This is a genomic window from Streptomyces sp. NBC_00012 (genome assembly GCF_045040875.1).
Lineage (GTDB): Bacteria > Actinomycetota > Actinomycetes > Streptomycetales > Streptomycetaceae > Streptomyces.
Genome location: NZ_CP108309.1, coordinates 4342807 through 4362128 on the forward strand (window position 1 = coordinate 4342807; position 19322 = coordinate 4362128).

The 19322-nt window shown below is 69.8% G+C and carries 17 protein-coding genes and 1 tRNA gene; 11 read left to right on the forward strand and 7 right to left on the reverse strand.

The genetic code is table 11. The features are described from left to right. Nucleotides 1–209 precede the first annotated feature (209 nt). Together OHA19_RS19985 and OHA19_RS19990 are read left to right on the forward strand one after the other, a co-directional pair. Nucleotides 210–1598: a PP2C family protein-serine/threonine phosphatase gene (locus OHA19_RS19985; protein WP_405714742.1), complete on the forward strand. Its 1389-nt coding sequence runs from the start codon at nt 210–212 to the stop codon at nt 1596–1598. Nucleotides 1599–1749: 151 nt separating this feature from the next. Next, complete coding sequence (locus tag OHA19_RS19990; protein WP_405751035.1) at nt 1750–3213, forward strand: aminopeptidase P family protein; 1464 nt, start codon at nt 1750–1752, stop codon at nt 3211–3213. 60 nt (nt 3214–3273) lie between these two features. Here the strand turns inward: OHA19_RS19990 and OHA19_RS19995 are convergent, their stop codons facing one another. Then, nucleotides 3274–3912: an ATP-binding protein gene (locus OHA19_RS19995; protein ID WP_405714739.1), complete on the reverse strand. Its 639-nt coding sequence runs from the start codon at nt 3910–3912 to the stop codon at nt 3274–3276. A gap of 345 nt (nt 3913–4257) precedes the next feature. On the opposite strand from OHA19_RS19995, the gene OHA19_RS20000 reads away from it, so the two are divergent. The 9 genes from OHA19_RS20000 to OHA19_RS20040 all read left to right on the forward strand — a co-directional run bounded on the left by OHA19_RS20000 (nt 4258) and on the right by OHA19_RS20040 (nt 14230). Further along, the gene (locus tag OHA19_RS20000; protein ID WP_405751037.1) at nt 4258–5061 is read left to right on the forward strand and encodes a hypothetical protein; all 804 of its coding nucleotides are present in this window, start codon (nt 4258–4260) and stop codon (nt 5059–5061) included. A gap of 147 nt (nt 5062–5208) precedes the next feature. Further along, nucleotides 5209–5952, forward strand: coding sequence for a YcnI family protein (locus OHA19_RS20005; RefSeq protein WP_405714735.1), 744 nt, complete (start codon nt 5209–5211; stop codon nt 5950–5952). 45 nt (nt 5953–5997) lie between these two features. Continuing rightward, nucleotides 5998–6651 carry an SCO family protein gene (locus OHA19_RS20010; RefSeq protein ID WP_405714733.1) on the forward strand — a complete coding sequence of 218 codons (654 nt, stop codon included), beginning with the start codon at nt 5998–6000 and terminating at the stop codon, nt 6649–6651. Continuing rightward, complete coding sequence (locus tag OHA19_RS20015; protein WP_405714731.1) at nt 6648–7097, forward strand: copper chaperone PCu(A)C; 450 nt, start codon at nt 6648–6650, stop codon at nt 7095–7097. The genes OHA19_RS20010 and OHA19_RS20015 overlap by 4 nt, the downstream gene beginning before the upstream one ends. Before the next feature lie 14 nt (nt 7098–7111). Beyond that, nucleotides 7112–9097, forward strand: a complete 1986-nt coding sequence (locus OHA19_RS20020) for a copper resistance CopC/CopD family protein (RefSeq protein ID WP_405751040.1) — start codon at nt 7112–7114, stop codon at nt 9095–9097. Between the two features lie 17 nt (nt 9098–9114). After that, nucleotides 9115–10434 carry an iron uptake transporter deferrochelatase/peroxidase subunit gene (gene efeB / locus OHA19_RS20025; RefSeq protein WP_405751042.1) on the forward strand — a complete coding sequence of 440 codons (1320 nt, stop codon included), beginning with the start codon at nt 9115–9117 and terminating at the stop codon, nt 10432–10434. Nucleotides 10435–10461: 27 nt separating this feature from the next. Further along, entirely contained in the window at nt 10462–11397 is a 936-nt protein-coding gene (gene pheA, locus OHA19_RS20030; RefSeq protein ID WP_405714725.1) for a prephenate dehydratase, read from the forward strand. Between the two features lie 743 nt (nt 11398–12140). Further along, nucleotides 12141–13430: a serine--tRNA ligase gene (gene serS / locus OHA19_RS20035; protein ID WP_405714723.1), complete on the forward strand. Its 1290-nt coding sequence runs from the start codon at nt 12141–12143 to the stop codon at nt 13428–13430. Beyond that, nucleotides 13427–14230, forward strand: a complete 804-nt coding sequence (locus OHA19_RS20040; protein WP_405714721.1) for an HAD family hydrolase — start codon at nt 13427–13429, stop codon at nt 14228–14230. The genes serS and OHA19_RS20040 overlap by 4 nt, the downstream gene beginning before the upstream one ends. Before the next feature lie 84 nt (nt 14231–14314). Here the strand turns inward: OHA19_RS20040 and OHA19_RS20045 are convergent. The 6 genes from OHA19_RS20045 to OHA19_RS20070 form a co-directional block, all read right to left on the reverse strand. After that, nucleotides 14315–14401 (reverse strand) — tRNA-Ser (locus OHA19_RS20045). A gap of 310 nt (nt 14402–14711) precedes the next feature. Next, nucleotides 14712–15410: a hypothetical protein gene (locus OHA19_RS20050; protein WP_405714719.1), complete on the reverse strand. Its 699-nt coding sequence runs from the start codon at nt 15408–15410 to the stop codon at nt 14712–14714. Between the two features lie 292 nt (nt 15411–15702). Next, nucleotides 15703–16422, reverse strand: coding sequence for an ABC transporter permease (locus OHA19_RS20055; RefSeq protein WP_405714717.1), 720 nt, complete (start codon nt 16420–16422; stop codon nt 15703–15705). Between the two features lie 30 nt (nt 16423–16452). Further along, on the reverse strand, nt 16453–17364 hold the full coding sequence (locus OHA19_RS20060) for an ABC transporter ATP-binding protein (RefSeq protein WP_405714715.1): 912 nt from the start codon (nt 17362–17364) through the stop codon (nt 16453–16455). Continuing rightward, a complete protein-coding gene (locus OHA19_RS20065; RefSeq protein WP_405714713.1) occupies nt 17361–18269 on the reverse strand; it encodes an ABC transporter permease in 909 nt (302 codons plus the stop codon). The genes OHA19_RS20060 and OHA19_RS20065 overlap by 4 nt, the downstream gene beginning before the upstream one ends. Then, nucleotides 18259–19296 (reverse strand): ABC transporter ATP-binding protein, encoded by a 1038-nt coding sequence (locus tag OHA19_RS20070; protein WP_405721667.1) that lies wholly within the window; start codon nt 19294–19296, stop codon nt 18259–18261. Before OHA19_RS20070 ends, OHA19_RS20065 begins: the two co-directional genes overlap by 11 nt. Nucleotides 19297–19322 lie beyond the last annotated feature (26 nt).

Sequence of the window (19322 nt, forward strand, 5' to 3'; positions counted from 1 at the left end):
GCAAATGCTTGCCTCGGGGTGCATTTTTTGGCCAACTTAGCAGCCGCCCGGACACCACATTTCCCGTGGTGACAATGCTGGACATCGCCTCACTTGTGCGTGTACATGTGGTGCTACGTGTACATGCGGATGCACTTATAGCGGCGCAGAATGACATGGGGGTTTGCGATGCTATTCGACAGAACGCACTGGTCGGAAAGCCGGAAGCCATGAGCGCCCCACACCTGCCGAAAGTGGCTGGAATCGATCCCACAGTTCCGGTTTCAGCTCACACTGCCGGGTCTCTGTCCGAAGTGCCCTCTGCCCCCGGAGCCTTCATCCAGGACCGGCTCGCCGGCTGGATCTCCGACCTCACCACGTTGCACGAACTCACCGAGCGGCTGGCCAGAACGAGCACGCTCGACGACGCGCTCCACGAACTCCTGGACGCCGGAGCAGCCCTGGTCGGCGCCCGCCGCGGCCTGGTCGTCTTCGAACCGTCCGACCGCCGCGGCCCCGTGAGCACCATCGGCCTCGGGCTGGCCCACGCCGAGCTCGGGCAGATCGAGACCGTGCCGCGCACCGCCACCTCCTACGGCCGGATCCTGGAAGGGCTCCCGGACACCGAAGGAGCGCTCACCACCCCCGACCTGCTGGGCGACCCCGGCCTGGACCCCCGCCGCCGCGAAGTCGCCGCCCGGCTCGGATACGCCGCCAGCTACGCCGTACCGATCACCGCCGAAGCGACCGGCAGGCTCGGTGCCGCGGTCTGGCTGTACGACGAACCCGCCGAGCCGCTGGAGCGCCAGCGCCATCTCGTCGGCCTCTACGCCGGATACGCCGGTGAGCACCTGGCCAGGCTGCTGGAGCTGGAGCGGGCCAGGGCCGATGTCGCGACCGTCGCGGAGGAGCTGCTGCCCAGCCGGCTGCCCCGGGTCCCCGGCGTACAGCTGGCCGCCCGCCACCGCAGGACGGCGCAGGGCGGCGACTGGTACGACGCGCTCGCCCTGCCGGAGGGTGCGCTCGGTCTCGCCGTGGGCTCGGTGAACGGCTCCGGGCCGAGCGCGCTGGCCGCCACGGGACGGCTGCGGGCCGGTCTGCGGGCGTACGCGGTGATGGAGGGCGAGGATCCGGTCGCCGTGCTCTCGGACCTGGAGCTGCTGCTGCGGCTCACCGAACCGGCCCGTACGGCGACCGCGCTGTTCGCCTACTGCGAACCGGCCGAGCGGAAGATCCTGCTGGCCGGCGCGGGCCACACCCCGCCGCTCGTGATCGGCGACCGGCGCACCGAATTCGTCGAGACCTCGGTCTCCGCGCCGCTGGGCATGCTCGCCTGCTGGGAGGCGCCCAGCGTGGAGATCACCCCGGCGCCCGGCGAGACCGTACTGCTCTACACCGACGGGCTGCTGCGCCGCACCGGCGGCTCGACGGACCGGGCGTTCGCCCGGCTCCACTCGGCGGCCGCGTCCGTGCCGAAGGCGATGCGCCACGACGCCGGAGCCGTCGCCGACCATGTGCTGCGCACCGTGCTGCCGGACGGGCCCGACCGGAGCGGCAGTGCTCCCGACCGGGGTGACAGCGCCGAGGACGTGGTCGTGCTGGCCGCGCGTTTCGACTGAGCGTCGCCGAGCCCCGCTGGGCCCCGCGGCATTCCCCCGCGCCGTCCGCGTGCCCCGGTCCGGCCGTGTAACAGGCCTTCCGGCCCTGTGCCCCCTTCCGTACGCCCGTACGATGGTCGGGGTCCAGTGTCGTATCAAGGAGAGACAAATCGTGGCTGAGGAGCTCACCCCGGAGAACCCGGAGACCGAGGAAGAAGAGACGGTCAAGCAGCGGAAGAACAGCCTGTACCCGGGCGTCTCCGATGAACTCGCCGCGAACATGAAGTCCGGTTGGGCCGATACCGAACTGCACGGCCTCGAACCGATCGCCCAGGCCGCCCACACGGCCGCCCGCCGCGCCGCGCTCTCCGCGCGTTTCCCCGGCGAGCGACTGGTCGTCCCCGCGGGCAGCCTGAAGACCCGCTCCAATGACACCGAGTACGCCTTCCGTGCCTCCACCGAGTACACGTACCTCACCGGCGACCAGACCCAGGACGGCGTCCTCGTCCTGGAGCCGACCGAGGACGGTCACGAGGCGACCATCCACCTGCTGCCGCGCTCCGACCGCGAGAACGGCGAGTTCTGGCTCGACGGCCAGGGCGAGCTGTGGGTCGGCCGGCGCCACTCCCTCGCCGAGGCCGAGCAGCTGCTGGGCATCCCGGCGAAGGACGTGCGCGAACTCCCCGCCGCACTGACCGAGGCCACCGGCCCGGTCCGCAACGTCCGAGGCCACGACGCCGGCATCGAGGCCGCACTGACCGACAAGGTCACCGCGGAGCGCGACGAGGAACTGCGCGTCTTCCTGTCCGAGGCCCGGCTGGTCAAGGACGCCTTCGAGATCGCCGAGCTGGAGAAGGCCTGCGACGCCACCGCGCGCGGCTTCGAGGACGTCGTCAAGGTCCTCGACAAGGCCGAGGCGACGAGCGAGCGCTACATCGAGGGCACCTTCTTCCTGCGTGCCCGCATCGAGGGCAACGACATCGGCTACGGCTCGATCTGCGCGGCCGGCCCGCACGCCACCACCCTGCACTGGGTGCGCAACGACGGACCGGTGCGCTCCGGCGAGCTGCTGCTGCTCGACGCCGGCGTGGAGACCAACGACCTCTACACCGCCGATGTGACCCGCACCCTTCCGATCAACGGCACGTTCACGCCGTTGCAGCGGAAGATCTACGACGCCGTGTACGAGGCGCAGGAGGCGGGCATCGCCGCCGTCAAGCCCGGTGCCGTCTTCCGCGACTTCCACGACGCCGCGCAGCGGGTGCTCGCCGAGAAGCTCGTCGAGTGGGGCCTGCTGGGCGACCTGTCCGTGGACAAGGTCCTGGAGCTGGGGCTCCAGCGCCGCTGGACGCTGCACGGCACCGGTCACATGCTCGGCATGGACGTCCACGACTGCGCCGCCGCGCGCACCGAGGCGTACGTCGACGGGACGCTGGAGCCCGGCGTCTGCCTCACGGTCGAGCCCGGTCTGTACTTCCAGACCGACGACCTGACCGTGCCGGAGGAGTACCGCGGCATCGGCGTCCGGATCGAGGACGACATCCTCGTCACCGAGGACGGCAACCGGAACCTCTCCGACAAGCTGCCGCGCCGGTCCGACGAGGTCGAGGCGTGGATGGCCCGGCTCAAGGGCTGATCCGGAACATCCGTGGGGGGCCGGAGGCGGACCCCCACCACGCGTCGAAGGACGCTCCGCTCAGGACACCATGAGCAGAGCGTCCTTCCGCCATTTCAGGACCTTGTCGAAGCTGACGACGGCACCGCGGCCGGGGCGGTTGCCGAAGTGCACGTGGTCGGCGAGCTGCTCGATCAGACACAGCCCCCGCCCGTCCTCGGCGCTGAGCGGCGGGTACTGCCGGGGTTCGTGCTGCTGGTCCTCGTGCTGCTGCCAGGCTTCGGGCTGCCCGATTCCGTGCTGCTCCGTTCCCTGCTGCCCGGTCCCGTGCTGCTCCGTTCCGTGCTGCTCCGCGGAGGCGCGGAGGGTGCGCCGGGCGGGGAAGCCGGGCCCCGAATCGGCGACCTCGATACGGCACTTCTCGCCGTCCAGATACGCGGTGACCTGGTACTGCGCCGAGGCGGCGCCAGGCAGCTCGTCCCACACGTCCCACGGATCCCGGGTGCCGAACTGGTCACCCTGGCCCTCCCGGTCCTCATGGACGCCGCGGTCACCGCCGTGCTCGACGGCGTTCGCACAGGCCTCGCTGAGCGCGAGCGACAGGTCGAAGGAGATGTCCGGGTCCACGCCCGCGGTCTCCATGGTGCCCAGCAGGAAGCGGCGGGCGAGTGGAACGCTCGCAGCCTCACGCCGCAAATGGAGGGACCACCAGATGCTCATGCTCCAGCCTCCTGGCTGCGGCTCGACATACCGATACCTATTGCCGCGCGGCACCGTTCGTAAGCGCAGACCGGATGTGAGACCGCTCATTCGGCGGATACCAGCTCCAGGTGCGCCCGTGTATGCCCGACGTACACCCGCGCGAGCCCCGGCACGTTCAGACCGGCGTGTTCCGGGCGGCACGTTCCGGGCCCCGGGCTCCGGTCGGCATGTTCCGGTCGGCATGTCGCCGGTCGGCCACCTTCCGCCGGTGCGTATCCGACCAGCTCGTTCCAATCGGACGGAAGGCGACCTTCCGGACCTGCCGTACGGAACCCGGGGGCCCGGTGCGATGATGGCCCGGCCATGTCTATGCCGGTCGCACGCGCCGGAGCCGGTCTGCGGCTCCTGAGGACCGCGGTGTTCGCCGCGGTCTGCGTCGCGCTGTCCGCGGCAGGTCACGCCCTGGCCTCCTGCGCGCCCGTCCCCTGGTGGACCCTGGTCGCCGGATTCCTGGGTATGTCCGCGGTGGTGGCACCGTTCGCCGGACGCGAGCGTTCACTGCCGTCCATCACCGCCGCGCTGGCGGGCGGACAGATCGCCCTGCACGCCCTGTTCGGCATGGGCACGCACGGCACTCCGGCGAACACCGCGGCGGGCGACGACTCGTTGATCCGGTTCGCGGCAAGTCTCGTGTGCGGAGCCGGTCCGGCGCAGCTGAGCGCCGCCGAGGCCCACCGCATCGTCACCACCGCGGGCATCGATCCGGCGGCGGTGGCGGGCGGCGGCCACCAGCACCTGGCCACCGCGTCCGGTACGGATCCGGCCGCGCTCGCCGCGCTGCTGCCCGACCTGCCCATGGTGCTCGGCCATCTGCTGGCCGCGGTGGCCACCGGCTGGCTGCTGCGCCGCGGCGAGATCGCCCTCTTCCGGCTGGTCCGGCTGTCCGCGCACGGCGCCCAGCAGATCGCGGCCGGGGCCCGGCTGCGGGCGCTGCGCGCCGCGCTCGCCCTGGTCAACGCCCTGCGCGCTGGACTTCCCAGCGGCCCGACAACCGGGCCCCGCACCGCCCGTACGGCGGTCGACGCCCCGGCCCCCGCCACCGGGGACCCGTTGCAGCACCTGGTGATCAGGCGCGGTCCGCCACTCACGTACGCACTCGCAGCCTGACGCGACACCTCCACCCGGCGCACGGACCGCTCCGTTCCGTACCCGGCCGGCGCATGCACGCCGTTCGAGGGGAGAGGTGTCGTGATGCCGGCGCGCACCCGCGCGCCGCACCACCTTCCTTCGTGCTTCCGTGGAGTGATACCTGCCATGAACGTTTCCCGCATCGCCCTCGCCGGCGGCGTCGCCGCGTCCACCGTCCTGCTCCTCGCCGGGACCGCCTCCGCGCACGTCAGCGTGCAGCCGCAGGGCGAGGCCGCCAAGGGCGGTTACGCCACCGTCAACTTCAAGGTCCCCAACGAGCGCGACGACGCCTCGACGTCCAAGGTCGAGGTCAACTTCCCGACCGACCACCCGCTGGCCTCCGTCATGCCGCAGGCCGTGCCCGGCTGGGACATCGAGGTCACCAGGAGCAAGCTGGCCAAGCCGATGGAGATGCACGGCCAGAAGATCAACGAGGCCGTCTCCAAGGTCACCTGGACCGCCACGGGCGACAAGGACGAGCGCGGCATCCGCCCCGGTGACTTCCAGCAGTTCCCGCTCTCCATCGGCCAGCTCCCCGAGGACACCGACCAATTGGTGTTCAAAGCCATCCAGACGTACGACAACAAGGAAGTCGTCCGCTGGATCGAGGAGCAGAAGAAGGGCGCCGAGGAGCCCGAGAGCCCGGCGCCGGTCCTCGCCCTGACCGCACCGGCCACCGGTGAGCACGGCGCGGCCGCCGACGCCAAGAGCGCCGACGCCGGTGCTCAGGACGCGGACAAGAAGACCACGGCCGCTTCGGACGCGTCGGCCAGCGACACCACGGCCCGGGTCCTCGGCATCGTCGGCATCGTCATCGGCGTGGCCGGAGTGGCCTTCGGAGTCCTCGCCGGCCGCCGCCGCACCGCCTGATCCACATCGCCACCTGTCCCACCGACCACCAGGAATCAGAGCTCCATGTACAAGAAAACGGTGTTGGCCGCGGCGTTCGCCGCCGCGGCCGCGCTCACCCTGTCCGCCTGCGGCAGCAGCGAGGACAGCGCCAAGAAGCCCATCGCCGACGTGTCGGTCCAGGCGAAGACCAAGGCCGCGACGGCCCTGGACCAGCCGTTCACCAAGCCGAATCTGGTGCTCACCGACACCCACGGCAAGAAGTACGACCTGCGCGAGCAGACCAAGGGCAAGCCGACGCTGATCTACTTCGGCTACACCAACTGCCCCGATGTCTGCCCGCTCATCATGAGCAACATCGCCATCGCCAAGAAGGCGCTGCCCAAGGCCGACCAGGACAAGCTCCAGGTCATCTTCGTGACCACCGACCCCGAGCGGGACACCCCGTCCTCGCTGGGCAGCTGGCTCAAGTCGCAGGACCCCTCCTTCATCGGCCTCACCGGCGACTTCCCGACCATCCAGGCGGGCGCACGCCAGATCGGCATCGGCATAGACGCGCCGAAGAAGGAGAAGGACGGCACGGTCGTCTCGATGCACGGCTCCCAGGTCATCGCGTTCTCCCCGAAGACCGACAAGGGCTACCTCGTCTACAGCGAGGACACCTCGCCCGACGACTACACCAAGGACCTCCCCGAGATCATCAAGGGAGAGACTCCGTGAACCGCCGCACCACCCTCGCCGGCGTCATCGCCCTCACCACGGGGCTGGCGCTGGCGGGTTGCTCGTCCTCAAACGACAAGCCCGAGCTGAAGGTGACCGGCGCGTTCATGCCGCAGCCCGTCAGCGACATGGCGGCCGGCTTCCTCGTCGTGAAGAACAGCGGCGGCACGTCCGACCGGCTCACCTCCGTCACCAGCCCCATCTCCGACAACGTCACGATCCACGAGACGAAGAACCAGACGATGCGCATGGTGACGTCCTTCGACGTACCCGCCGGCGGCGAGCTGGATCTGGAGCGCGGCGGGAACCACATCATGTTCATGAAGCTCAAGCAGCAGCCCAAGCAGGGCGACAAGGTGTCCCTGGTACTGCACTTCGAGAAGGCCGACCCGGTCAAGGTCACCGTTCCCGTGATGGAGACGACCTACAACCCGAAGAAGAAGTGAGGGTCTGACTCGTCATGACAGCCACCGCCCCGCACTTCGGACCGACCCCGTCGGCCTCCGCGATACGCCGTCCACTCGCCGCGGCAGCACTCCTCGTCGGCATGGTGTTCGGCCTGTTGCTGGGAGGCGCGGGCCCGGCGTCCGCGCATGCCGCACTGACCGGGAGCGATCCGCAGGACGGGGCGGTGGTCGCCACCGCTCCCAAGGAGGTCACGCTCACCTTCTCCGAGCAGGTCGCCCTCGGCGACGACTCCGTCCGGATCCTGGACCCCGACGGCAAACGCGCCGACACCGGCGCCGCACCACGTGATCTGCAGAGCGGCTCCACCGTAAGGTACGGCGTCTCGCTGCACACCGGGCTGCCCGACGGCACGTACACCGTCGCCTGGCAGGCCGTGTCCGCGGACAGCCATCCCGTGTCCGGCGCATTCACCTTCTCCGTCGGAGCCCCCTCGAAGACCGCCGTGGCACTCCCGACGGAGAAAGCCGGGGGCGGCCTCGTCGGCACCCTCTACGGCATCGCGCGCTACGCCGCGTACGCAGGCTTCATCCTGCTGGCCGGCGGCTCCGCCTTCGTGCTGGCCTGCTGGCAGCGCGGTGCGGGAGCCCGGCCGTTGCAGCGCCTGGTCGTGCGCGGCTGGATGACCCTCACCGTCGCCACCCTGGCCATGCTGCTCCTGCGCAACCCGTACACCGGGTCCGGGAAGCTCGCGGACGCCTTCGACCTCGACGGCCTGCAGGCCGTGCTCGACACCAAGCCCGGCGCCGCACTCGTCTCCCGGCTGCTGCTGCTCGGCGCCTCCGCGCTCTTCATCGCCGTGCTCTTCGGGACCTACCCCAGGCGCGAGGACGAGCGCGAGAAGCGGGACCTCACCTTCGGGCTGGCCATCGGCGGCACGGTGATCGCCGCCGGGATCGCCGGTACGTGGGCGCTCGCCGAGCACGCGTCGACCGGGATCCAGCCCGGCATCGCCATGCCGGTCGACGTGCTCCACCTGCTGGCCGTCGCCGCCTGGCTCGGCGGTCTCACGGCCCTGCTGGTCGCGCTCTACCGGACCCCCGACATCGATGCGGCGGCCGTACGGCGCTTCTCCGGCATCGCGTTCGGCAGCGTCGTCGTGCTCGCCGCGACCGGGGTCTACCAGTCCTGGCGCCAGGTCGGTACCTGGTCCGCGCTCACCGGCACCGGATACGGGCAGCTGCTGCTCGTGAAGGTGGGGCTCGTCGCCCTCCTGGTCGGGATCGCCTGGATCTCGCGGCGGTGGACGGCACGCCTGGTCACGGGCGGGGGCGGCGCGGAGTCGGAGGGCGGAACGCCCGCTTCGGCGGAGGTCCTCGGAAGCGCCGGGGCCGGGGACGGAACGCCCCCTTCGGCGCAGGCGCCCGAGAGCGCCGGGGCCCCGGACGCTTCCGGGTCCACGGCCGAGGACCCGGCACGGGCGGCTCAGCTCGCCCGGCAGCAGGCCGCCGTGGCCACCGCCGAGAAGAAGCGGATCCGCGACGCCGACCCCGACCGGTCCGGGCTGCGCCGATCGGTGCTGGCCGAAGTGGGGGTCGCCGTGGCGCTGCTGGCGGTGACGACCGTGCTGACCTCGACCGAGCCGGCGCGTACCGAGGAAGAGGCGGCCCGCGCATCGACGGTGGCGGCCCCGGCGGCGAGCCCGGTCGAGATGAAGCTGCCCTTCGACACGGGCGGCACGAACGGCAAGGGAACGGTGCGGATGGAGATCACCCCGGCCCGTACCGGCGCCAATGAGCTCCACCTCTGGGTCGACGGCAGCGACGGAAAGCCCATGGACGTCCCCGAGGTGAAGGTCGCCTTCACCCTGAAGTCCAAGGACATCGGCCCGCTCCCCGTCGTCCCCGCCCGGCTGGCCGAGGGCCACTGGACCGCCGACGGCGTCCAGATCCCGATGGCGGGCAATTGGAAGGTCGCTGTGACCGTGCGTACGTCGGACATCGATCAGACGACCATCGACAAGAACATGAAGATCGGTTGAGTCGGTTGAGCAGGATCGTGAGTGCAGACAACAGTAAGAAAGCATCCGGCAACGGGGACGACGGTGCCCGCGACGGTGGTGGCATCTCCCGGCGTCGGCTGATCGGCAGCGCGGGCGCGGCCGGTGCGGCCGGGCTGGTGCTGGGCGCGGCGGGCGGTGCCACCGGCTATGCCGCGACCCGTCCCGACGCACCCACCGCACTGACCGCGGTCGGCTCCACCCAGGTGATGTTTCACGGGAAACATCAACCGGGGATCACCACTCCGCTTCAGGCGTGCGGCCATCTCGTCGCCTTCGACCTGGTGCCCGGCGCCGGACGGAAGGAGGCCGCCGCCCTGATGCGCCGGTGGTCGGCCGCGGCCGGGCGTCTGATGGCCGGTGAGCCCGCCGGGAGCGGCGCCGCGGACGGCCCGGGCCACGACACCGGGATCGCGCTGGACGCCGGACCGTCCTCGCTGACCGTCACCTTCGGCTTCGGCCGGACCTTCTTCGAACGCACGGGCCTGACCGCCCGCCGCCCACCGGGGCTCGACCCGCTGCCGCCCTTCTCCTCCGACCACATCGACACCGCGCGCTCCAACGGTGACCTCTGGGTCCAGATCGGCGCGGACGACGCACTGGTCGCCTTCCACGCGCTGCGGGCCGTACAGAAGGAGGCCGCCCCGGCCGCCAGGGTCCGCTGGCAGATGAACGGCTTCAACCGCGCCCCCGGCGCCACGGCCAGGCCGATGACCGCCCGCAATCTGATGGGCCAGGTCGACGGCACCAACAACCCGGAACCGGCCGACAGCGACTTCGACCGCCGCATCTTCGTCCCGGCCGCCCCGGGCGGGACCGAGGCGGCGTACGACTGGCTCGCGGGCGGCTCGTACGCGGTCGTGCGCCGGATCAGGATGCTGCTCGACGACTGGGAGAAACTCCCGGTGGAACGGCAGGAGCAGGTCATAGGGCGCCGGAAGAAGGACGGCGCCCCGCTGAGCGGCGGCACCGGGACCACCGCGATGGACCTCGACAGGGCGGGCCCCGACGGCAAGCTCCTGATCCCGGAGAACGCCCACGCCCGGATCTCCACCCCCGAGAAGAACAGCGGTGCGGCCATGCTGCGGCGCCCCTTCTCGTACCACGACGGCATCTCGGCGGACGGCACTCCGGACGCCGGTCTGCTGTTCATCTGCTGGCAGTCGGATCCGCTGCGCGGGTTCGTTCCGGTGCAGCGGAAGCTGGACCGGGGTGATGCCCTGTCGCCGTTCATCCGGCACGAGGCGAGTGGCCTGTTCGCGGTGCCGGGCGGTGCGGCGGAGGGTGAATACGTGGGGCAGCGACTGCTGGAGTCCTGAGCCACCGGGGCGCATTAGGGTGACGGTATGTCCGCCACGCGCTACGCATATCTCGGCCCCGAAGGCACCTTCACCGAGGTTGCCCTCCGCACGCTCCCGGAAGCCGCCACCCGCGAACTCGTCCCGATGGTCTCCGTACCGGCGGCACTGGACGCGGTACGCAGCGGAGCCGCCGCGGCGGCGCTCGTACCGATCGAGAACTCCGTCGAGGGCGGCATCACCGCGACGCTCGACGAGCTGACCACCGGCGAACCGCTGATGATCTACCGCGAGGTGCTGCTCTCCATCACCTTCGCCCTGCTGGTGCGGCCGGGTACCAAGCTGTCCGACATCAAGTCGGTCACCGCGCACCCGGCCGCCCAGCCGCAGGTGCGCAACTGGATGGCCGCCCACCTCCCGGACGCCGTGTGGGAGTCGGCGGCGTCCAACGCGGACGGCGCCCGGCTGGTCCAGGAGGGCCGGTACGACGCCGCCTTCGCCGGTGAGTTCGCGGCGGCGACCTACGGTCTGGAACCGCTGGTGACCGAGATCCACGACGCGGAGAACGCGCAGACCCGCTTCGTCCTGGTGGGCCGCCCGGCCCGGCCGGCGGCGCCGACGGGCGCGGACAAGACGTCGGTGGTCATCTGGCTGGGCGAGGACCATCCCGGTGCGCTGCTCGAACTGCTCCAGGAGTTCGCGGTGCGCGGGGTGAACCTGATGCTGATCCAGTCGCGGCCGACGGGGGCGGGCATCGGGAACTACTGCTTCGCGGTGGACGCCGAAGGGCACATCGCGGACCGTCGGGTCGGCGAGGCGCTGATGGGGCTCAAGCGGATCTGCCCGAAGGTGCGGTTCCTGGGCTCGTACCCGCGGGCCGGTGTGGCGGTGCAGGACGTGCGGCCGCTGCGGGCGGGGACATCGGACGCGGAGTTCACGGATGCCTCCGACTGGCTGGCCAGAAACCTGGACGGCCGGGGCTGACGGCGTTTCGCCCTGCGGACGAGAGGGCGTAACTGCCCCCGTGTCAGGGCGCCGGCACCGGCGTCGGCGCCCCGCGTCAGTACTCCGTCATCGGTGCGCCGTCATCGGTGTGCCTCGTCAGTGCGCTGTCGTCGGTGCCTCGTCATCGGTGCTCGGGGCTCGGCACGGCGCGACCGCCGGTGCTATCTGCCGACTTTCGGCATCCACAAAGTTATCCACAGGGCTGGTTCTCGACCTGGGGACAAGTCGACACCTCAATGCGACATGGTCGACATATCACTCCAGTCACACCAGATGCATCCACAGGTCGCCAGGCCACCCGGGCCGCCCCATGTTGATCCTTGTCGCCTCAATTCCGTTGATCAACTCTTCAGGAGGGGGAATTCCCACCCGAACGAGCGTCTGAAGTGGGTTTGAACGGGAAATCCGCGAGCCATCACACAGCTTCCGGAATGCCAACCTCCGGCGTCCACAGATCTTCCTCACAGCCTGTGGATAACTTCCGGAAGATCGAGAACCTGTGGACAAGTAACGGCCAACTACCCCTCCGAGCAAGGGGGATGCGTCAAGACGAGTGAAGCCTTCTGCCCCATTTAGGGGAGTAGGCTCTTTTTATTGACGGCCGAGATCGACTTCAGCCACACAATCTCCCCCAGCATTGCCAATTCAGGCAATTAGGGCAAAGTGACACGCTCGGCAATATCGGTTCGAGCTGGGCAAGTACAGGCCGGTAGCCTGGAGGGGTGATTGACCTTCGCCTGCTCCGTGAGGACCCCGACCGTGTTCGCGCCTCCCAGCGCGCCCGTGGAGAGGACGTCGAACTCGTCGACGCCCTTCTCTCCGCCGACGAGCGGCGCAGGTCGTCCGGTGTCCGCTTCGACGAACTCCGCTCCGAGCAGAAAGCGCTCGGCAAACTCATCCCCAAGGCCTCGCCCGACGAGCGCGCCGAGCTGCTCAAGAAGGCCGAGCAGCTGAAGGCCGACGTCAAGGCCGCCGACGCCGCACAGGACGAGGCCGATGCCGAGGCCAAGAGCCTGATGCTGAAGATCGGCAACATCGTCCACGAGGACGTGCCGGTCGGCGGCGAGGAGGACTTCGTCGTACTGGAGACGCACGGCACGATCCGTGACTTCGGGGCCGAGGGCTTCGAGCCCAAGGACCACCTGGAGCTCGGCGAGAAGCTCGGCGCCATCGACATGGAGCGGGGCGCCAAGGTCTCCGGTTCGCGCTTCTACTACCTGACGGGCGTCGGCGCGCTGCTGGAGCTCGCCCTCGTCAACGCGGCGATCGCGCAGGCCACCGAGGCCGGTTTCGTACCGATGCTCACGCCGGCGCTGGTCCGTCCGCGCGCCATGGAAGGCACCGGATTCCTCGGCCAGGCCGCGGAGAACGTGTACCACCTGGAGAAGGACGACTACTACCTGGTCGGCACCTCCGAGGTCCCGCTCGCCGCGTACCACATGGACGAGATCATCGACGCCGAGAAGCTGCCGCTGCGCTACGCGGGCTTCTCGCCGTGCTACCGCCGCGAGGCCGGTACGTACGGCAAGGACACCCGTGGCATCTTCCGGGTGCACCAGTTCGACAAGGTCGAGATGTTCTCGTACGTCGACCCGGAGGACGCCGAGGCGGAGCACCGCAGGCTCCTCGACTGGGAGAAGCAGTGGCTCACCGCTCTTGAGCTGCCCTTCCAGGTGATCGACGTCGCCACCGGCGACCTGGGCGCCTCGGCCTCCCGGAAGTTCGACTGCGAGGCGTGGATCCCGACGCAGGGCAAGTACCGCGAGCTGACGTCCGCGTCGAACTGCAACGGCTTCCAGGCCCGCCGCCTGTCCGTCCGGATGCGCGACACCCGCGACGGCAAGAAGGTCCTCCAGCCGCTGTCCACGCTGAACGGCACGCTCTGCGCCGTACCGCGCACGATCGTGGCGATCCTGGAGAACCACCAGCTGGCCGACGGTTCGGTCCGGGTCCCCGAGGTGCTCCGGCCGTATCTGGGCGGGCGCGAGGTCCTGGAGCCGGTCGCCAAGTGACCTTCCCGTACAAGCTCGTCGCGACCGATCTCGACGGCACGCTGCTGCGTGACGACGACACGGTCTCCGGGCGCACCCGTGAGGCACTGGCAGCGGTCACCGCGGCCGGTGCCGCGCACATCATCGTCACCGGCCGCGCGGTCCCCTGGACGCGTCACATCCTGGACGACCTGGGCTACGAAGGGCTCGCCGTCTGCGGCCAGGGCGCTCAGGTCTACCACGCGGGTGAACGCAAGCTGCTGACCTCGCTGACGTTGGACCGGCAGCTCGCCGGGCTCGCGCTGTCCAAGGTCGAGGCCGAGGTCGGTCCGCTGGCCCTGGCGGCGAGCCGTGACGGGCTCGACGGCGAAGTGATGGTCGGCCCCGGCTACCGCGTCCAGGAAGGTCCGCTTCCGGCGGTCTTCGTGAAGGACCCGGCCGAGCTGTGGTCCGCGCCCCTGAACAAGGTCTACATACAGCATCCCGATCTGGACGACGACGCCCTTGCGAAGGCCGCGCGGGCGGCCGTCGGCAACCTCGTGGACGTGGTCATGGCCGGTCCGGGAGTGGTGGAGATCCTGCCGCTGGGGCTGAGCAAGGCGACCGGACTCTCACTGGCCGCACGCCGGCTGGGCATGAAGGCCGCGGACACCCTGGCCTTCGGCGACATGCCGAACGACATCCCGATGTTCGCCTGGGCGCGACGGGGCGTGGCGATGGCCAACGCGCACGAGGATCTGAAGGCCGTGGCCCAGGAGGTCACCGCGTCCAACGAGGACGACGGCATCGCCGTGGTGCTGGAACGCCTGCTCCAGTCGTAGGCGCGGGGTCGCGTACAGGTGCGGGCGCGGGGTCACTTGTGTGTGCGGCGCAAGGTCGCGTACGGGTGCGCGGCCCTGCTGCGGCGGAGGATGCGCGGATCGAACGCGCGCGGGGTTCACGCCCCGACGACGGCTTAGCAAGCCGCTGCCTTACCACTCGGCCAATCCTCCGGGTGGGCGGCCGCGCGATGCGCAGACAAGGCCGCCGCCCCGGGCGTTCCGCTCCGAGCGGCACGGCGGAGTCGTCGGTGACTACTCCGGTGCCGGCGCGGGCCCGCCCTGCGGGGAACTCGACGGACTCGGACTCTCGGTCATCGTCGCGCTCCTCTCCCGGCCTGTGGCGTGCATGTCGGCGCAGTTCCGTTCGCGCCAGCGTGTGCAGTTCATGTCGGCGTGTGCCGCACCAACCACTGTGCCGGGAACGGCCCTTCGAAGCCACCCGTTTTCCGGGCGGGTCGAAGGGCCTCGAACTCCCCTCGGATCAGCGCTGCTTGTTGCTGCGGCGGCTCAGATCCTTCAGGCTGCGGGCGAGTTCATCCATCCTGCCGTCGATCCGGACGATGTCCTCGGACATGTGGCCCGGCCGCACGCTCATGGCGCCGACGACCTGATGGGTGACGTCCGGCCTCCGGTCGAGGCTGTCGAGCCGGTGCGACATCCGGTTGAGGACGGGCCCGAGCTCCTGGAGCGCGGTACCGACTCCGGCCAGGCAGCTCTCCACCCGGGTGACGCGGTGTTCGAGCGAGGCGTAACCCGCGCGCAGCTCCTGCTCGGCGTCGAGCAGATACGTACGGACGCATCGGGCGATGTCGCTGTCGCGAAGAAGCATCGCGACGTTGAGGACGGTCCTGCGGGTGTAGACCCTGAGCCGGGTCGCCGCCTGTGGATAACTTTCCGGCACCTCCCCCGCCCATAGCGACATCATGTCGCTATGGAAGGAGCGCAGGTCAGCGCCGCGCAGGACACGCATCCCGTTCTGCATCAACTCGACCTGATGCCGGTCGGTGAGCCTCCTGACGGCGACTGTGGATACTTCGAAGTACCGAGCCACATCCTCTGTGCGAAGGTGAATTCCGTCCGGGAGCATGACAAGGCTCTTGACCTTGTCGAGGACATCGACGCGCTCCATCTGCTCCACGCGCAGCGCGCGCGATTCGAGCAGGGCGACTTCTGTGGGCATGGGCATGCCTTCCGATCAGGGAACGACGACTCGCGAAACCGCCGACGGACAGCCCTGTCCCGGGCCTGAGGGGCGGAGGACGCTCACGGTTGCCACTCACTCAATGACCGACCCGGCGGGCACTGCCTCGCCGACATCGGCAATCCCTGTTTTCACGAAAGCCACGACACCACGGATTCCAGTTGCCTCCACGCGGCCTGCTCAACGAACCGATAACCGTACAGTTACGCGTACGACTGTCCGAAATGCGTCAACCCCCGCCCGGAAGGCGGGGGTTGACGGATACCGCGAGTCACTCCTCGCCGGCCAGCTTCAGCGTGCGCAGCTTCTGGCCCGCGTACCAGGTCGCCACCACCGTGACCGCCGCCAGCAGGACCGTCGCGGTCGTCAATCCGACGTCCGAGGTGATCGCGCCCGAGCCGCCGACCTTCTCGGCGACCGCCAGCGACCACTGCTGGACGCTGAGCGTGCGCGCCCCCGGCACCAGGGACCCGAACAGGGCCTCCCACACCAGCGCGTAGACGAGGCCGAACACGACCGCGTGCCGGCTGACGGTGCCCAGCAGCAGGAACAGCGCGCTGTACGCGATCGAGGCGACCAGTGCCGCGATGGTGTAGGCCACCGCGATCTGCTGGCCGTTGCCGTTGAGGATCAGGCCCGCGATCATCGTGGGCAGCGCGGAGAAGACCATCGTCACGGCGATGGCCACGATCAGCTTGGTGAAGATGATCGTCGGCCGTTTCACCGGCTTGGACAGCAGGTAGACGATGGATCCGTCATCGATCTCGGGACCGATGGCCCCGGTTCCGGCGATCACACCGATCAGCGGCACCATCGTGGCGATGGCGAAGCCGCCCAGCACGTCCGAGGCCACCTGGTCGTCGGACCCGGCGAACGTCCGTACCGCGATGGCGATGACCACCAGCAGTACCGGCAGGACGAACAGGATGGCGGCCCGGCGCCGGCCGAGCAGGGCCCGGTAGGTGAGCCGGGCGACTGTGGGGTCGTACATGACGATTCACAGCTCCTTTCAGGCCACTACTCAGGCCGCTACGAGGTAGGAGAAGACCGATTCGAGGGACTCGTCGGACGGCGAAACGGTCAGCAGACGGATTCCGTGCTCACGCGCGACCTTCGGCAGCAGCTCGGTGAAGCGTCCGAAGTCGACCGCCTGGACGAGCAGCGCCTGTTCCCCCTGGTCGACCTCGATGCCGGCCGTCGACGGGTCGGCGATCAGCGCGGCGGCGAGGGCGCGGTCGTCGCTGGAACGTACGAGATAGCGGTGCGGGCGGTCCGTCATCAGCCGGCGGATCCTGCGGAAGTCACCGGACGCCGCGTGCCGTCCGGCCACGATCACCTCGATGTGGGAGGCGAGTTGCTCGACCTCTTCGAGGATGTGGGAGGAGAAGAGCACCGTGCGGCCCTCTGCCCCCGTCCGTCGCAGCAGTTCCATCAGCTGCATCCGCTGACGCGGGTCCATGCCGTTGAACGGCTCGTCGAGCAGCAGCACCGAAGGCTCGTGGACCAGGGCGGACGCCATCTTCACGCGCTGGCGCATGCCCTTGCTGTACGTCGAGATCTTGCGGTCCTGCGCGTACTCCATCTCGACCGTCGCCAGCGCCTTTCGGGCCTCCGCGTCGCCGAGCCCCTGGAGTTCCGCGTTGGCGACGACGAACTCGCGGCCGGTCAGGAAGTCGTACATGGCTTCCCGCTCCGGCACGATTCCGATCTCCTTGTACACGGCCTCGTTCCGCCAGATCGGCCTGCCGTCCAGCGTGACCGTGCCGGTCGACGGGGCGAGGAATCCGGCCATCATGTTGATCAGTGTGGACTTTCCCGCGCCGTTCGGCCCGAGCAGCCCGGTGACACCCGGTCCCACCGTCATGCTCACGTCGTTGACGGCGACCACGTTGCCGAACCAGCGCGAGGTGTGGTCGATCTCGATGGTGGTCACAGCCCGACCCTCCGGTAGCGGCGCATCAGTACGGCGTACGAGCCGGCGACGAGCGCGAGAACAACGATCAGATAGACCACGCCGACCCCGGCGTCCGGGCTCGCCCCGCCGGGGAAGGCCGAGTTGGCGCCGAGGAACGCGGTCTGCACGCCGCCGATCAGCGTGATGGGGGAGAAGATCCCCAGCCACTCGACGGCTCCCGCGGAGCCCGTCTGCCAGGCGATGGCCTGGACCGTGGAGACCGCGCCGAAGGTGATCGTCAGTACGGCGATCACCGCGGCGACGCCGAAGCCGCGGCGCGGTGTCAGCGCGGCCATCACCAGGCCCAGCGCGGCGAAGAGCACGGAGAGCAGCGCCACCGAGACCAGCCCCTGTCCGAATCCCTTGGTCTGGTCGGCGAAGTCGAACTTCCCGAGCAGCGCGCCCGCATAGAGGATGACGAGCGGCGCGCCGGTGAGGATGAAGAGCGCGGAAGCCATGGCGGCCAGCTTGGCCACGACGTAGTCGACCCGCTCGATCGGCCGCGAGAAGTACAGCGGCACGCTCTTGAAACGCAGGTCCCTGGAGACCGACTGGGGTGCCTGCGCGGCGAGGAAGAGGCCGATCACGGCCTGGAGATAGATCGCGAACGAGGTGTACTTGATCGGCAGGGCGGTCGCCGTCGGGTTGGCGATGGCGACGGCGTCGATGATCGCCGCGATCATGCACATCACGCCGAAGAGCAGCATCGGCAGCACCTTGGACTTGGCGGAACGGCCGAGTCCGAACGCGCCGCGCAACGACTGCGAGTACAGCGAGCGCCGCGCATAGCCACGGCCCAGCCGCGGGCCGTCGTAGGAGCGGTACCCGATGTTGTGGATGCGGGAGGTGTCGCTCCCGGCCACGGTCCCGGTCTCAGTGCTCATCGCGACCGCTCCCCTTCTGCTGTACGGCGTGCTGCTGTACGGCGTGCTGCTCCTGCTGTACGGCGTTCCGCTCCGTGGCGTCCTGCTGTACGGCTCCGGCGTTCGCGGGCTCGGACGCGGGTGCCTCTTCGGTACGGAAGACCTCGGCGATGTGGTGGCGCCGCTGCTCCATCCGTACGAGGCCGAGCCCGAGCCCTGCGACGCTGTCGCGCACGATGTCGTACGTCTCCTCGCCGACCGCCTCGACCAGCAGGATGTGGCCCGCACCGGGCAGCCCCTGCTCGTCGAGACCGTCCTGGCCGATGAACTTCACGCCGGCCCGGGTGAGGACCTGGCGCAGCGCGTCGGTGCCGTCCGGGTGGGTGTCGCTGTCGGTGACCTCGACCGCGAGGGTCGTGGTGGTCTGGGTGAAGTCGCTGGTGGAGCTGGAGCGCAGGAGGGTGCCACCGTCGATGACGACGACGTGGTCGCAGGTGCGTTCCAGCTCGCCCAGGAGGTGTGAGGTGACCAGGACCGAGATGCCGAAGTCGGTGTGGACGCGGCGGATCAGTCCGAGCATCTCGTCGCGGCCGACCGGGTCGAGGCCGTTGGTCGGCTCGTCGAGCAGGACCAGCTGCGGGTCGTGGACCAGCGCCTGCGCCAGCTTCACCCGCTGCTTCATGCCGGTCGAGTAGCCGCCGATGGGGCGGTAGCGCTCCTCGTACAGGCCCACGTGCCGGAGCGTGTCGGCGGTGCGCTCGCGCGCCGCCGTCGGCGGAAGTCCGGACATCCGTGCCATGTGGACGACGAACTCGGTGGCCGAGACGTCCGGTGGCAGGCAGTCGTGCTCGGGCATGTAGCCGACCCGTTCCCGGATGGCGGCGCCACTGGTGGCGACGTCGAGCCCGAGCACCGCGGCCCGGCCTTCGGTGGCGGGGGACAGACCCAGCAGGATCTTGATCAATGTGGACTTGCCGGCTCCGTTGGAACCCACCAGGCCGGTCACACCGGCGCCGATGTCCAAGGAGAGCCGGTCAAGCGCGGTCACCCGGGGGAACCGCTTGCTCAGGCTTT